Here is a 14,921-nt window from a genome sequence, read left to right on the forward strand (position 1 = left end):
GAGATGATGCGCCTGGGCCAGCGCGAAACGTTCGGGCCGGTGCGGCACCTGGCGGCCGACAACAGCTTCCGGCTCAGTACGCCCAGCTGGCGCGTGGGTAGGGCCCTGAGCGGTGGGGGGCCCCTCATGGACATGGGCATTTACTGCGTGCAGGGCTACCTCTACACCAAGGGCCAGGTGCCGGTATCAGTCACGGCCCAGTTCACGCCCAACCCCGAACCCAAGCTGTTTAAGAACGTGGAGGCGGGGCTCGACTGGCAGTTTCAGTTTGCCGACGGCGCCACGGCCGACTGCCGCATCCGCTACACCGAAAACCTGGAAGGCCGCCTGCGCGCCGAGGGCCCCCGGGGCTAGGCTGAGCTGACTCCAGCTTCCAGCTACGGCGGCCTGGCGGGCACCACCAGTCAGCACGACGGCCGCATCAACCTGCCCAACATCAACCAGCAAGCCGCCCAAATGGACGATTTTGCCGACTGCATTCTGCGCAACCGGCCCACCCGCGTGCCCGGCGAAATGGGCCTGCACGGCGTGCAGTTGCTCAAAGCCGTCTACCACGCCGCCGAAACCAGCCAGCGGGTTTCGACCAAGGACGTGCTCCAACTCATCGACCGCAGCAGCGTCGGCCAATAGCCGGGGCCCCAATTGGGCCCCTAGCGCGCGCGCGCCGGGAACTTGGCAAATGCCTCGGCCACGCCCTTGTCAATTTGCTGGGCGGCTTTGTTGGGCTTGCGCGAGAGGATAGTGGTGGTGGTGCCCTGCCACACCTGCTCCCGGCGGGCGGCGTCCACCACGTCGATGGTGGCGGTGCCCGCGCGGTAATGGCCCACGGGTATATTTTGGGCCTGCCAGCGGTAGTTGCGCTGGCCGATGTAGTACGGGGCCCCGTCGTTCAGGAAGTTGGTTTCGCGGGTTTGGGTCAGCAGCCGGGTGGAGATGCCGATGTTCACCAGCAGGTCGGGCTGGGCGGCGCGCTGGTAGCCGCGGGCCTCCATTTCGTGGACCACGGCCCGCTTCAAGTCAAAAATATTTGCGCCTAAATCCGCCGACGCAGAATCGTTGCGCGCCGCTTCGTCCATAAAGTTGTATGTTTTGTAGCGCGTGAAGTCGGTGTCGGTCTTTTGGTCGGTTTGCGTGGCCTGGGCCCACGCGGGCGCGCCCGCCGCCAGCCCCAGGGCTAGCGCGAGCAACGGTTTTTTCAGTAATTGGAAAGGAAGGGACATGGCAAAAACTTATTAGAATGAATAGGATAGAAGAAATAATTAATACTCATCTGCCCAACGCTTCCTACGGAAGATTGATTTAAAAAAGATTTATTATCAAAAAGGCCCTGGCGGTGGTCTAATTTAGGATGAGGTTATAATTATCGATGACAATTTTGATGTGGGCCGTGTGCATGACCAAGCTTTTGCTAAACGACCATGAATTGCGCACGAGTACGCCGCACCGGTGGCGCAACGAACAATTAATCACCTCGACAATACTTGTATTGCCACTGCCTTTGGGCCGCGACCGGTGGTGGCGGGCGGGCAGAACATTCTGTCTTGTCCTGAAATAAGTTGACAGTTTTTGGCTTAAAAAACTGTCTTATGGAAGAGCACATTCGCGCCTTGCTCCGGCGCTTTCAGTACAGCGCGCAATTCAAAGAAACGGCGGTGTTCCGCATTGTCTTTGGGGGCGAAGAGCCCAGCCAGGTAATGGCCGACCTGGATATCCACAACAGCTATACGTTGCGCAACTGGGTAAGCCTCTACCAGCGCAAGGTGCAGACGGGCTTGTTCGTTAGTCCGGCGATGACGCGAACGAAAAAACGGGACGTGCACGCCTTGCAGCAGCGCAACGGCGAGTTGGAAGAAGCACTCCAGCAGGCCAATCTGTTGATTTTAGCCCTCCACCCGATGGTGGAGGTGGCCGAGCAAGAATTGAAACTACCCATCCGAAAAAAGTTTGGCACCAAACGGTCCGGAAACTCCAGGAAAACGAAATCGTGCGGGTGCGCGTCGCTCACCTGCGCCCCCATATGAGTTGCGGGTATCTAACGCCGGCTGCCGCCCACATTAGCACCGAGCCGCTGCAAAAGCACTGGAAACCTAAAGTATACAAGGCTGCTCAGACCCCAACATCAACCGACATAGCCTAACTTGACAACCTGCTATCAGGACTAAAACCAACTCTTTTCTTCTCACTCGAAAACTGACAACTTTTTTTCAGGATTGGACAACCTGTACAGCTGTAGTCGGACGAGACAGGCGCGTATGCCTCCCACTGGTAGCGCAGTGGTAGCGGTAAGGGCGGGGCAACGCCGCCCACAAGCGGCGGGCCGTCGCGGCACCCCGACAGCCGAGCATCCAGGCCACGATGCGGCGCGAGGCCCGCTCCACGGCCAGCCAGAGCCAGACTTTGCGCTTGCGACGGCCAACAAACGTTCGCATATCATCAAGTTCGAGCGCTTCCGGCTGCTTCTGCTGGGCCTTTTTCGGCCGTAACCGAGGCAACGGTAGCGAGGCCGCCGCCGCTTTTTTTTAGTAGTTTGGCCACCATCATGCGCGACACACCCGTGGCCCGCACGATACTGCGTTGCGGGTTCCGCTCGACCAACAGCTTCGCTACTTGCGCATACTGGATGGCTTTGGCCACCGCCGCCGGTACAAACTGGGCTTGGCAGCCGCACGCTTTGCACTGGTACTTAGCGTGCCCGCCCTGCGTGCCGTTATGGCGAATATGTCCACTGCCGCAGCGAGCGCACAAAGGTTGAATAAAAACCGTCCCCTAATTTATGGCGTTCACTCTTTAATAGACCGCCGCCGAGGCCCTGATATAGAACGCAGTGAAGTAGCTTAGCCTGAGGAGCTATTTTTTGACCAAGCCAAACTGTTATTAAATCAGTTCCAAACTGTTATCAAATCATTATTTCAGGTGTATATATTTGCGGAGTACCTTATTCAAATAGATGTTGCTCAACCTTGATACTAGCATTATTTGGAAGCTCAATGCTGTCGCGGCGAGATTTCCTTCCCTAAGCAGATTCGTCCACTTTGTCGGCAGCAATGAGTTGTTCCAAGGGGGGGTGATATTCGTGGCGGCAGTATGGTGGCTATGGTTTAAAGACGAGACGAGCTCGGAGGAGCGCAAACGCAGCAACCAGGAGATCATCATCGGTATCTTGGTGGGGTGCTTGCTTGGGGTGCTTGCCAAGCGCGTGCTCACGCACGTTCTGCCCTTCCGCACGCGTCCCGTCTTCGCGACCGAACTGCACCTGACCTCGCTTTTTCAGCTGCCGGCCGGCCTGGACCGCAGAACCTCGTTTCCGAGCGACCACGCCACGCTGGTTTTTTCGCTGGCTACGGGCTTCTTTTTTCGCTCGCGATGGATCGGCACCTGGGCCTTGCTGTACGCAATACTGGTGGTGTGTTTTCCGCGGGTGTTCCTGGGTTATCATTATCCGAGCGACATCCTGGTGGGGGGGCTGGTGGGAGCCGGGGCGGCGTGCTTGGCCAACTTGCCTATCGTGCGGCGCACCTTCTACCGGCCCGTTCTCGCCTGGCAGGTACAGTACCCGGCTTTGTTTTACATGTACTTGTTCCTGCTTACTTACCAGATCGCCACCCTCTTCAGCGACTTACGGGTACTGCTCGGCTCCTTGCTTCACCTCGGGTAGCCAGCCAGTAGGGCAAGCGGCCACCATCCCGTGCAAAACAAAGGGCCCCGCAACAGCTGTTGCGGGGCCCTTTGTGCTATTGAACAGCGCCTACTAAAACTAGGCCGCTTTTATTTTATCCAAGGCAGCCATGTCTTCCGATGAGAGCTGAATTTTAGCGGTTTTCATATTCTCTTCCAAGTGCTTTACCTTTGAGGTGCCGGGGATGAGCAGGATATTGGGCGAGCGATGCAGCAGCCAGCTCAGGGCAATTTGCTGCTGGGTGGCGCCGTATTTTTTGGCAATTTGGTCGAGGGCCGCCAGGGCCTCCTTGTTGCCGCCCGAGAGCGGGAACCACGGAATGAAGGCGATATTGTGCGCACAGGTGTAGTCGAGCACCGGCTCCCACTTGCGGTTATCGACGCTGTACATGTTCTGCACCGACACGATTTCCACAAATTCCTGGGCCTTTTTGAGCTGGTCTACATCGACTTCCGATAGGCCAATGTGCTTGATATAGCCATCCTGCTGGGCCTTTTGCAAGAACTTCAGCGTGTCTTCAAACGGCACGTTTGGGTCCACGCGGTGGAGCTGGTACAGGTCAATCTGATCGAGCTTCAGGCGCTTGAGGCTGCCGTGCAGCGCTTCCTCCAGGTGCTTGGGGCTGGCATCGATGGGCCACTGGTTGGGGCCCGTGCGCAGCAGCCCACCCTTCGTACCGATGACCAGGCCCTTGGCGTAGGGGCGCAGCGCCTCGGCAATCAGCTCTTCCGATACGCTGGGCCCATAGCTGTCGGCCGTGTCGATGAAGTTCACGCCCAGCTCCACGGCCCGCCGCAGCACGCGGATGGACTCGTCGTGGTCGGCCGGGGGCCCCCAAATACCTTCGCCAGTGATGCGCATGGCCCCGTAGCCGAGGCGGTTCACGGTGAGATCGCCGCCAATGGTGAACGTGGCGGGGTAAGTTGCGGTGATGGCAGCCATTGCTAAATCACTTAAAATGATGCTCCGGACCGGGTTTGGCTGGAGCGTCTGGTAAGACGTTTTATTGGCGGCTATGGTTTTGCCGGCTGCCCCGTGGGCGGTTACGGCAGGGCCCCACCGGGGCCCCTTTGGCTAGGTGTTGAAACAAAAAAGGGCCCCGCAGCTGACGCTGCGGGGCCCTTTTTCTGTAAGTTAAAGAAGACCGCTTCTTACCCCAGCACTGATTCGCGGGCGGCGTCTGTCACTTTAGCGGCCATTTCGCGCACGGCCTGGGCGATGCCGGGGGCGTCGAACCCACATTCTTTGTACAGCTGGTCCTGGGTACCATGCTCCACTACGCGGTCGGGAATACCGAGGCGGCGCAGGGGTAAGTGCAGGCCCTGGTCGGCCAGGAACTCGAGCACGGCCGAGCCAAAGCCGCCGGGCAGGCAGCCGTCCTCTACCGTCACGATGGCGCCGTAGCGGCGGGCCACGTCGCGCAGCATTTCTTCGTCCAGCGGCTTGCAGAAGCGCAGGTCGTAGTGGCCCACGTCGAGGCCCTCGGCGGCGAGGGCAGCGGTAGCTTTCACGGCGTAGTTACCGATGTGGCCAATGGTGAGGATGGCCACGCCGCCGGCCTCGCCCTCGCGCACTACGCGGCCCGTGCCCACAGCCACGCGCTGCAAAGGCGTGCGCCACTCCGGCATCACGCCCTCACCGCGCGGGTAGCGGATGCTGAAGGGCCCCGCATTCTCGGGCAACTGGGCGGTGTACATGAGGTTACGTAGCTCCTGCTCATTCATCGGGGCCGACACCACAATGTTGGGGATGCAGCGCATGTAAGCCAAGTCGTAACAGCCGTGGTGCGTGGGGCCGTCGGCCCCGGCAAAGCCGGCGCGGTCGAGGCAAAACACTACGTGCAGGTTTTGCAGGGCCACATCGTGGATGACCTGGTCGTAGCCCCGCTGCATGAACGAGGAGTAGATGTTGCAAAACGGCACCAGGCCCTGCGTGGCCAGGCCGGCCGAAAATGTAACGGCGTGCTGCTCGGCAATGCCCACGTCGAAAGCGCGGGTGGGCATGGCGGCCATCATCAGGTTCAGCGACGAGCCCGAGGGCATGGCCGGCGTCACGCCCATGATTTTGTCGTTGGCCTCGGCCAGCTCCACCAGCGTGTGGCCGAACACGTCCTGGTACTTGGGCGGCTGGGGCGTGGTGGGCGTTTTGGTGTAGATCTCGCCGGTAATTTTATCGAACAGGCCCGGGGCGTGCCACAGCGTCTGGTCCTTCTCGGCCAGCGCGTAGCCCTTGCCCTTCACCGTCACGCAGTGCAGCAGCTTGGGGCCCGGAATAGCCTTGAGGTCGTTGAGAACCGCCACCAAGTGCTGCACGTCGTGCCCATCCACGGGCCCGAAGTAGCGGAAATTGAGGGCCTCGAACAGGTTACTCTGCTTCATCAAAGTTGCCTTCATGGCGGCCTCCACTTTGCGGGCAATCTGCTGGGGGTTAGGGCCAAACTTGCTGAGCTTACCCAGCACGTTCCACAGCTCGTCGCGCACCTTGTTGTAGGTGCGCGAGGTGGTGATATCGGTCAGGTATTCCTTGAGGGCCCCCACGTTGGGGTCGATGCTCATGCAGTTGTCGTTGAGCACGACAATCATGTTGTTGTTCAGGGCTCCGGCCTGGTTCAGGGCCTCGAAGCTCATGCCGGCCGTCATGGCGCCGTCGCCAATCACAGCAATGTGCTGGCGGTCAAAATCTTTCTTGTAGTCAGAGGCCACCGCCATGCCCAGCGCCGCCCCGATGCTGGTGCTGCTGTGGCCCACGCCAAAGGCATCGTAGGGGCTTTCCGAAATTTTGGGGAAGCCAGACATGCCGCCGTAGCGCCGGTTGGTAGGAAACCGCTCGCGCCGACCGGTCAGGATTTTGTGGCCGTAGGCTTGGTGGCCCACGTCCCACACTAGCTGGTCGTAGGGCGTGTTGAAGACGTAGTGCAGGGCCACCGTCAGCTCGACCACGCCCAGCGAGGCCCCGAAGTGCCCGCCGTAGATGCTCACCGTGTCGATGATGAACTCGCGCAGCTCGGTGCTGACTTGTACTAGCTGCTCGGGGGCGAGCTTTTTAAGGTCGTCGGGCGAATTTATCGCCGCTAGGAGCGGGCCGGGTTCAATTGTCATCAGGGCAAGCGTCGGAGTGGGGGGCGGTATGCAACCGCCGGGCCCGCAAAAAGATTGGCCGGGCCGGCCATAAAGGTACGAAGGGACCGGGCGGGCGGTTGTGGCCTTCCGTAACAACTGGCCTAAAAAGAGGCTTATGTCGGGATAAAACGGCTCTTGGTCGGGGGTTCGCAAAAAAACCTGAAGCAGGTGCAACCTTTTGCCGCCGAATACGCACTTTGGGGGCTACCATAAATCATATGCAACCGAGAATTCTTCCCTCTACCCTACTACTAGCCACGGCTTTAGCAGGCTCCGTTTCTTCTGGCCGCGGCCAGCAGGCCCCCGCCCGCCCTGCCGCTTTGCCGGGGGCCCCTACCCGCGTGGCGGGCCGCCTCACGGGCACCGTGACGGACGGTGCCAACGGCAAACCCGTGTCGTACGCCTCAGTGGCGGTGCTGGACGCCGCCGGCACGCCCGTGAATGGCGGGGTGTGCGGCGACGACGGCAAGTTTGTGCTGCCCGGTATTTCGCCCGGCACCTACACCATTAAGGTCAGCTTCCTGGGCTACCAGGACATCACCCGCACGGGCGTGGTGGTGCCCGCGGCCGGCGGGGCCGTTGCCCTTGGTACCCTGCCCATGGTGACTTCAGCCCAGAAGCTGGGCGAAGTGGTGGTGGTGGCCCAAAAGCCGCTGATTGAGGAAAAGGTGGACCGCACCATATACAATGCCGACGTGGACAAAACCACGGCCGGCGGCGATGCCACCGACGTGCTCAAGCGCGTGCCGCTGCTCAGTGTGGACCTCGACGGCAACGTGAGCCTGCGGGGCAGCCAGAACATTAAGGTGCTGATTAATAACAAGCCCAGCACCATTGCGGCCAGCAGCGTGGCCGATGCGCTCAAGCAGATTCCGGCCGAGCAGATTCAGACCGTGGAAGTCATCACCTCGCCCTCGGCCAAGTACGACGCGGAGGGCTCAGGGGGCATCATCAACATTATCACCAAGCAGAACAACCTGCGCGGGGCTTCGCTGAACGTGAACAGCAGCGCCGGCACCCGCGCCAGCAACCTGGGCCTGAGCGGCAGCGTGAGCAACGGCAAGTTCGGCGCTTCGCTGGGCGGTTTTGGGCGGGCGCAGTACAACACGCCGGGCAGCTTCGAAAACGTACAGACCAGCAGTAACTTACAGAGCGGCCAGCGCACCACCGTGCAGCAAAACGCCGCCACCCGGCAAACCAACGCTTTTGGGCGCTATACGCTGGGCCTGACCTACGATTTCGACAAGCAGAACTCGCTGGCTGGCTCGCTGGCCTACGGCATCCGCAACGGCAAGAACTACCAGGACCAGCTCACCAGCCAGACCCTGGCCGGGGCCACCACGGGCATTACGTCGGTGCGCGATGTGGCCTCGACCAGCAACTCGGGCACCGTGGATGCGAGCCTCAACTACACCCACCTCTACGATGTGAAACAGCGCGAGCTGAGCGTGCTGACGTTGTTCAGCCGGAACAACCAGACCAGCGACTTCACCAACAACGTATTTGCGCCGACCGACCGGTCGTACCTGGGCGAGCTGGGCAACAACAACCAGAGCCACAACCAGGAAATAACCGGGCAGGTAGACTACCAAACGCCCACCGTCAAGGACCAGCTGCTGGAGGTGGGCGTGAAAAACATCGTGCGGCGTGTAACCAGTGACTACAGCTATTTCTACGGCCCTGGCCTGGCGCCCCCTACCCCTCCGGTTCCTAACTCCTTTTTGTATAAGCAGAACGTAGCCGCTGCCTACGTGGCCTACACGATGGCCCTGCCCAAGGGCTTTACCCTGAAGCCCGGCGTGCGCGCCGAGTACACCACCATCGGCGCCAGCTTCAGCGACCCCAACGGGGTGCTCACGGCTACCGCCATTCCCAACTACCTCAAGGTGCTGCCGAGCGTGAACTTGTCGCGCAAGTTCAGCAATGGCAACGTGCTCAAGCTGGCGTACAACATTCGGATTCAGCGGCCCTCGCTGCAATTCCTGAACCCGAACGTGCAGGCTTCCAACCCCTTGAACGCTTCGGCCGGTAACCCCATCCTGCGGCCCGAAAATACCCAAAACTACGAGCTGGGCTACAGCACCCAGATTAAGCAGAAGGTAAATTTGAACATCTCGACCTTCATACGCAACACAAACAACGCCATTCAGACCGTGCGGGTGCCGCTGGCCGACTCGCTCAACCCCACCAGGGCAGTGGGCGCGCTGCTCTCGACGTTCCGCAACGCGGGCACCGAGCGGGCCTACGGCACCAACCTATTCGTGGGCATCAACAACGCTAAGGTAAGCCTCAACGGCAGCATGGACTTGTTTTACAGCGTGCTGCGCAACAACGATGCTAACGCTATTTATAACTCTAGTAACCAAGGCTTTGTGATAAACGGACGGGTATTTGGCGCCTATAACCTGAATAAGAACTGGGCCTTGCAGGCGTTTGCCTTCGTGCGGGGCCAGCAGGTGCAGCTGCAGGGCTACCAGTCGGGCTTCGGCATCTACAGCTTGAGCTTGCAGCGCAATTTTGCCGAGAAGCGGGGCAGCATCGGCTTTGGGGCCGAGAACTTTTTCAGCAACCAAATTACCATTCGCAACTCGGTAAGCACACCCTACGTGGACCAGTACAACGGCGTCCCCATCAACGCGCCGGTGCTGACGCAAAATAGCTCTAACGTACTCAACCGCTTGAGCCTCAAGGTTAACTTTAGCTATCGCATTGGCAAGCTCACGGCCGGCGATGCGGGCCGGCGCGGCAAAGGCGTCAACAACGACGACCTCAAAGAAGGCGGCGACAACGGCGGCGGTGGCGGCGACACCGGTGCCCAGGGTGGCGGCGGTAGCGGCGGCGGCGCTCGCCAAGGCGGTGGCCAGCCCACTGGGGCCCCCGGGGCCCGCCCGGCCGCGGCTGCCCCGCGCGCCGGCACGACGCGCATCAACGCCACCGATTCGACCCGCACGGCCCCGGCCGGGGCCCCCGCCAACGGCGTGGCTCAGCCCAATGGCACCGCCGCGCCCGCCGCCACGCCGGTCCTCATCCCCGGCGCAGGTACGCCCACCGGCCTACCAGCGGCCCCGGACCCCGCCAACACGCCGGCCGCCACAACTCCGGCTGACAGCTCGGCGACGAAGCCTGCCACGCCGGCCAAAACCACGGTACCGGTAGGCACGCCCTCACCGGGCACCACGTCGCCGGGCGGCATCACGCCGGCCGGCAGCCCCGGCGGGCGGCCGTAGATTGCGGAGGTACACTGACTTGGAAACCATTATAATGTGTTGCTAACGCCCCACTGCGCCCGTCGCCGCGGGGCGTTTTGCGTGGGGCAGCGGGGCGGGGGCCCTGACCGGGGCGGCCGTACTTTTACCCGGCCATCCCCGCTCTTATGCCGCTCTCCGCCCCTCCGCCGCCCCCGCCCGCCAGCCCCCCCGCCGCCGACCAGGACGCCGCCCTGCTGCGGCAGCTGCGGCCGTCGCGCATTGTGGTGCCGGCCCTGATTGGGTTGAGCGTGGTGGCGTTCCTGTTCTGGCGCTCTTACAAACCCGGCGACCTGGCCCCGCTGCTCGACGCCAAGTGGGAGTGGCTGCTCGTAACCTTGCTTGTGCTGTGGGCCCGCGATTTGGGCTACATCTACCGCATCCACCACATCACCGAGCGGGCCCTGAACTGGCGGCAGTCATTCGGCGTGATTGTAGTGTGGGAGTTTGCCTCGTGCGTGCTACCCTCGGCGGCGGGCGGCACGGCAGTGGCCCCCATCATTCTCAGCCGCGAGGGCATTCCGCTGGGTAAATCATTGGCCTACACGCTCGTCACGGCCCTGCTTGACAACCTATACTACGTGCTGATGGTGCCGCTGGTGGTGGGCCTGGCCGGCGCTGGGCTGTACCCACAAGGGCTGCAATCGGCGTTTGTGCAAACACTGCGGGTACTGTTCGTACTAAGTTACACGGGCGTGTCGGCCTACGCCGGGCTGCTGCTCTACGCGCTGCTCGTGAACCCGCGCGCGGTGCGGCGGCTGCTGGTACGGCTGGCCTCGGTGCGGGGGCTGCGGCGGTTCCGGCGGCTAGCCTACCGCCAGGGCCAGGAAATGGTAAACGCCTCCAACCACTTGCGCGGCGCGGGGCCCTTGTACTGGTGGCGCGCCTGCCTGAGCACGGCGTTCGTGTGGACGGCCCGCTACGCCGTCATCGGCTGCCTCATCGCCGCCTTCGTACCCATGAGCACGGGCACATTCCTGTTCATTTTTGCCCGCAACATTACTTATAAGGTGGTACTGCTGCTGGCCATTACGCCCGGCGGCGCGGGCATTGCCGAGGGCGCATTCCCCACGTTTTTTGGCCACTTCATCGGCACGGCCACCATGACGAGCTTCCTCGTGCTGCTCTACCGCATCGTCACGTACTACTTCTACCTGGCCCTGGGCGTAGCCTACCTACCGCGCTGGCTGGCGCGGGTATTCGGCCCGCGGCCGGCTGCAGGCGGGGCCTCTACGGCCGAGTAGCCGGCGTCGCCAGGGCCCCGCCGGGCCGCGGGTAAGCATCCCAAAATTCGGGGCGATACGGCACCTCGGGCACGGCCACGGGCGGGCCCTTGGTTTTGGCGGCGGGCGGCGGAGAGGCGCCGGCGTCGAGCAACGGTTTGAAAAACAGTTCACTCAGGCTTTGGTAATAGAAGGGCCCCTTGCCTAGCACTCGGCCCGCGCTCTGGGTTTGGCCCACGCTGCGGCGGGCGTAGTAGCGGCCGTTGGGGCCCCGGGCGTAGTCCACCACATGGGTAGTGCGGTCGGCGGTGAAAACCTGGGCGAAGAGGCGGTCTCTCAGGCTCTCGCGGCCCCGGTTCTTGCGCGCCGCGCTGTTGAAGGCCGCGGTATCAAGCTGCCATAGCGCCTCGTAACGCAGCACGGCGTGGTCGCGCTGGCGCACCAGCAGGCGGCCCTGGTACACGCCCATCAAGTAGCTACCGGTGCTGCGGTGGTCAGCCTTCTTGGCGGCGAAGCTCAGCAAATACACCGTTTCGGGGCCCTGGCCGCACACGCTGTCAAGCTTAAGCGTAAAGCGCCGCAGCCGGCGGGCTTCGAACAGTGGCGACGTGCGCACTGGGTCAGCGGCACTCACGTAGTCACCCTGCACCCGGCTGTACAGGGCTATCCGGCTAATGGGGGCCCCGCGCTGCGCCAGCACATGCCGCTGCTGCGGTTGGTAGTCTACCCCGTTGCCCGCTCCCAGAAAGCCGCCCGTGAAGTGCCGGTAACCAGCCGGCACCCGCAGCCGGCCCACGGTTTCGGCTTCGTAGCGCAGCGTGTCGAAGTTGCTGATGCGGCGGTGGGCATACACCTCCGTGGCGTAGTCCTGCTGCTCGTAGTTGGCGGGAATATTTTTGATGACGTCCTGCATAATGGCCACCGGGTCGGGCGGAGCCGTGGGCACGCGCACCTCGTCCAAGGCGTAGGCCGACGGCGTTAGTTGCACCGTCAACTCTTCGTTACCGCGCGGCGACTGCACCACGGCCGTGGCGTAGCCCAAGCTGCTCACTTGCAGCGGCGTGGGGCCCGGCAGCGCCAGAGCGAAGCGGCCCTGCGCGTTGGCTGTAGTGCCCTTGCCCTGCCCCGGCACCACCACCGACGCGTAGGGCACGCCCGCCCGGCTACGCGCATCCAGCACCTGCCCATGCACCGTGCGCACCCCCGACACATCGGGGGCCGCCGCGCCCGCCCGCACCAGGGCCCCGCCCCGGCCGGCGGCGGGGTTGCGCGAGCCGGGCGGCGCGGCACGAGCCGCCACGACTGCCGCCGCGGTGTCGGCCGCTGCTGCTATCAAAGCCCCCGCGGCGCTGTCGGGGGCGGCCAAGTGCGGCGGCGCCACGCTGCGGAAGAACAGGAAGCCGTCGACCACCTCGCTCCAGGGACCCGCCAGCGGCTGGTAATCAAAGGCGTAGGTAGTGAGCTGCAGGCCGGGCGCGTCATGCTTCAGGCTGACGAAGGACAGGGGCCCCTCCTTTTCCAGCAGCTCGGCCTCCAGAGTACCGGCGGCGGGCGGGGGCACGGGCACGCCCGCGGTGCCCACCAGGCCGTGGGTGCCGCCGCCGGCCAGCGTACCCAGAATGTACACCTGGTTGGGCCCCAGCGCCGCCTTCACGGCGCGGCCCATGGGCTGGTAGGCGCGCAGCTCGTCGCTACCGAGCACCTCCACGCGGTTGGCGAAGTGCGGCAGGGCCCCCCAGCAAATAACTTTTTCGGCCGGGTGCTGGCGCAGGTACCACAGCAGGTTATCAGCCATCTGGGCGTCGCGCGGGTTGCTGTCGGCGGCCACGAAGGTGGCGGCGGTTTTGGCCCCGGGGTCGTGGGCGGCGTAGTCGCGGGCCAGGGCCCCCAGGCTGCGCAGGCACTGTTGCCAAAAGGCAGCTTCGGTGCGGCGGCTGGCAGCGGGGGCCCCGGCGGCCTTGCGCAGCAGCCGGTCGGCCTGGGCCAGCACGGCTTCAAACTCGGCCGGTTTTTGGGTGGGCGGGAAGGCGTAATGCGCGGCCATGTAGTCCACCACGTCGCCCAGCAACTCATAATTCACGGCGGCGGTGCCCTTCTCGGGTTCCAGGAAATCCTCCAGGTCGTCGGCCAAGTCGTCGCTGTAGTCGCCGCTCAGCTGTGGGTCGAAGCCCATCACGCGCAGGCCATCGGGGCCCAGCAGGGGCCCCACGGCCTGGAACTCCTGGGTGGCCGTCCACACCGGAAACACGCTGCTGCGCAGGTTTTTGGCCACCGACTTACCCGCCGCAATGCCCTGCTGGGCCTTGTGCAACTCAAAAAAGCCGCTCTCCATGCCCAGCGTAGTGAAGCCCATGCGCTGCTGCAAAAACGCCACCAGCCGCGCCTTGGCTGCCAGCACATTGCCCTCGCCGTGGGTGGGCTCGCCGAGGAACACTACCCGCGCACCGCCAATTTCCGACCGCAGAAACTCCAGCTCCGCAAACGACGTGTCGGCAGGGCTTAGGCTGCGCAGCGCGCGCGCTGGTACTGGCCGGGGCCCCGGCGCGGCCGGGGTTTGGGCCCGCCCCCCGGCGGCCCCCAGGCACGCTCCCCATAGTAGCAACATTCGAAACCAAGCCATTTTTTGAGTCAAAAGAAAATTTAAACCAAGCAGAATACCAAACGCAAAGAACCGCCTTCTGCGTGTTCGCTGCACCGGGCCGGCAACAAAAAAGCCCCGCGCCAATTTCGGCACGGGGCTTTCGCTACTGTTGAGAATTTAATTATTCCTTTTCCAGCATCAGCTTGGCGCCGCTGGTGCCCACCAAAGTCAGCTTGTTGTCGGTAAGGGTTTCCACCGCGAACTGGTTACCAGCGGTGGCACCCGTAGGCGTCATCATGATGGTTTTGGCGGCCTGGTCGAAGGTATACTTGCCCGAAACGGATTCGGCGGCGCTCGTCATGGTGTAGTTGCCATTGGCAAAAATGCGCAGTTCCTCCTGCTTTTGGGCGTCGGTTTGCTTCACTTTGTCGCCGGTGGCATCGGTTTCCTTGGCAGTTTTCCACACCTTGCTATCGGTGCCGTAGAGCATATTCACGGCTTCTACTTTGCCTTTGTCGTTGCCGCAAGCCACCACAAACAGCGAAAGCAGCAGGGCGAAGCTGGCCAGGAAAGAACGGGCAACCAATTGAGAGTTTTTCATGAAAGATGCAAGGGCAATGGAGTGGAAGTGATGCGCCGGCCCGTGCCGACTGCCTTGCTTACGGCCAGCTAATTAAATAGTTTATTAGGCAACTTCTATGCTTGGCGGCGCGTAAAAACCGCCAGTTGCCGCCGGCATCTCCCTTTGCAGGGGCCCCGGCAATGTATCATCCGTTTTCACCTAAAACCCCACCCCCACGCCATGGGCCTGATGGATTTCCTGAACACCGAAGGCGAAAAGAAGCCGGCCGATGCCTCCCAACCCACTGCTGGGGCCGGTGCCTCGTTCGGCAGTACCGACGCCAACACCTACACAGTGGCGAGTGGTGATTCCCTTTCGAAAATTGCCAAAAACCACTACGGCGACGGTACCAAGTGGCACCAGATTTACGAGGCCAACAAGGACCTCATCGGCACCAACCCCGACCTCATCGAAGTAGGCCAGGTGTTGATCCTACCTAGCATCTAGGTACTTTT

13 protein-coding genes are annotated in these 14,921 nt (G+C 62.5%); 7 read left to right on the forward strand and 6 right to left on the reverse strand.

The genetic code is table 11. The features are described 5' to 3' along the window. Window positions 1-3: 3 nt before the first annotated feature. Window positions 4-354, forward strand: coding sequence for a Gfo/Idh/MocA family protein (locus tag DDQ68_RS23925; protein WP_245897040.1), 351 nt, complete (start codon window positions 4-6; stop codon window positions 352-354). A gap of 102 nt (window positions 355-456) precedes the next feature. Then, window positions 457-630 carry a hypothetical protein gene (locus tag DDQ68_RS23930; RefSeq protein ID WP_245897041.1) on the forward strand — a complete coding sequence of 58 codons (174 nt, stop codon included), beginning with the start codon at window positions 457-459 and terminating at the stop codon, window positions 628-630. A gap of 20 nt (window positions 631-650) precedes the next feature. On the opposite strand, the gene DDQ68_RS13415 is transcribed toward DDQ68_RS23930, so the two are convergent. Further along, window positions 651-1,220 (reverse strand): DUF4136 domain-containing protein, encoded by a 570-nt coding sequence (locus DDQ68_RS13415; RefSeq protein WP_109656748.1) that lies wholly within the window; start codon window positions 1,218-1,220, stop codon window positions 651-653. A 366-nt stretch (window positions 1,221-1,586) separates the two neighbouring features. Between DDQ68_RS13415 and DDQ68_RS13420 the strand changes: the two genes are divergently transcribed. Further along, window positions 1,587-2,021, forward strand: a complete 435-nt coding sequence (locus tag DDQ68_RS13420) for a transposase (RefSeq protein WP_109656749.1) — start codon at window positions 1,587-1,589, stop codon at window positions 2,019-2,021. Window positions 2,022-2,204: 183 nt separating this feature from the next. On the opposite strand, the gene DDQ68_RS24790 is transcribed toward DDQ68_RS13420, so the two are convergent. After that, window positions 2,205-2,429: an IS1 family transposase gene (locus DDQ68_RS24790; RefSeq protein WP_162550097.1), complete on the reverse strand. Its 225-nt coding sequence runs from the start codon at window positions 2,427-2,429 to the stop codon at window positions 2,205-2,207. Window positions 2,430-2,947: 518 nt separating this feature from the next. Between DDQ68_RS24790 and DDQ68_RS13430 the strand changes: the two genes are divergently transcribed. Beyond that, window positions 2,948-3,655, forward strand: coding sequence for a phosphatase PAP2 family protein (locus DDQ68_RS13430; RefSeq protein WP_109656751.1), 708 nt, complete (start codon window positions 2,948-2,950; stop codon window positions 3,653-3,655). A 99-nt stretch (window positions 3,656-3,754) separates the two neighbouring features. Here DDQ68_RS13430 and DDQ68_RS13435 read toward each other — a convergent pair whose 3' ends face one another. Both DDQ68_RS13435 and dxs read right to left on the reverse strand, forming a co-directional pair. After that, window positions 3,755-4,618, reverse strand: coding sequence for an aldo/keto reductase (locus tag DDQ68_RS13435; RefSeq protein WP_109656752.1), 864 nt, complete (start codon window positions 4,616-4,618; stop codon window positions 3,755-3,757). A 209-nt stretch (window positions 4,619-4,827) separates the two neighbouring features. Next, window positions 4,828-6,774: a 1-deoxy-D-xylulose-5-phosphate synthase gene (gene dxs / locus DDQ68_RS13440; protein ID WP_109656753.1), complete on the reverse strand. Its 1,947-nt coding sequence runs from the start codon at window positions 6,772-6,774 to the stop codon at window positions 4,828-4,830. A gap of 239 nt (window positions 6,775-7,013) precedes the next feature. Between dxs and DDQ68_RS13445 the strand changes: the two genes are divergently transcribed. Together DDQ68_RS13445 and DDQ68_RS13450 are read left to right on the forward strand one after the other, a co-directional pair. Continuing rightward, the gene (locus DDQ68_RS13445) at window positions 7,014-10,022 is read left to right on the forward strand and encodes a TonB-dependent receptor domain-containing protein (protein WP_211320147.1); all 3,009 of its coding nucleotides are present in this window, start codon (window positions 7,014-7,016) and stop codon (window positions 10,020-10,022) included. A gap of 146 nt (window positions 10,023-10,168) precedes the next feature. After that, the gene (locus tag DDQ68_RS13450; RefSeq protein WP_109656754.1) at window positions 10,169-11,284 is read left to right on the forward strand and encodes a lysylphosphatidylglycerol synthase transmembrane domain-containing protein; all 1,116 of its coding nucleotides are present in this window, start codon (window positions 10,169-10,171) and stop codon (window positions 11,282-11,284) included. On the opposite strand, the gene DDQ68_RS13455 is transcribed toward DDQ68_RS13450, so the two are convergent. Then, complete coding sequence (locus DDQ68_RS13455) at window positions 11,271-13,883, reverse strand: erythromycin esterase family protein (RefSeq protein ID WP_109656755.1); 2,613 nt, start codon at window positions 13,881-13,883, stop codon at window positions 11,271-11,273. The two genes, DDQ68_RS13450 and DDQ68_RS13455, sit on opposite strands and share 14 nt — an antisense overlap. A gap of 142 nt (window positions 13,884-14,025) precedes the next feature. Continuing rightward, on the reverse strand, window positions 14,026-14,445 hold the full coding sequence (locus tag DDQ68_RS13460; RefSeq protein WP_109656756.1) for a hypothetical protein: 420 nt from the start codon (window positions 14,443-14,445) through the stop codon (window positions 14,026-14,028). Between the two features lie 201 nt (window positions 14,446-14,646). Between DDQ68_RS13460 and DDQ68_RS13465 the strand changes: the two genes are divergently transcribed. Beyond that, window positions 14,647-14,913: a LysM peptidoglycan-binding domain-containing protein gene (locus DDQ68_RS13465; RefSeq protein ID WP_109656757.1), complete on the forward strand. Its 267-nt coding sequence runs from the start codon at window positions 14,647-14,649 to the stop codon at window positions 14,911-14,913. Window positions 14,914-14,921 lie beyond the last annotated feature (8 nt).

Source organism: Hymenobacter nivis, assembly GCF_003149515.1.
Taxonomy (GTDB): domain Bacteria; phylum Bacteroidota; class Bacteroidia; order Cytophagales; family Hymenobacteraceae; genus Hymenobacter; species Hymenobacter nivis.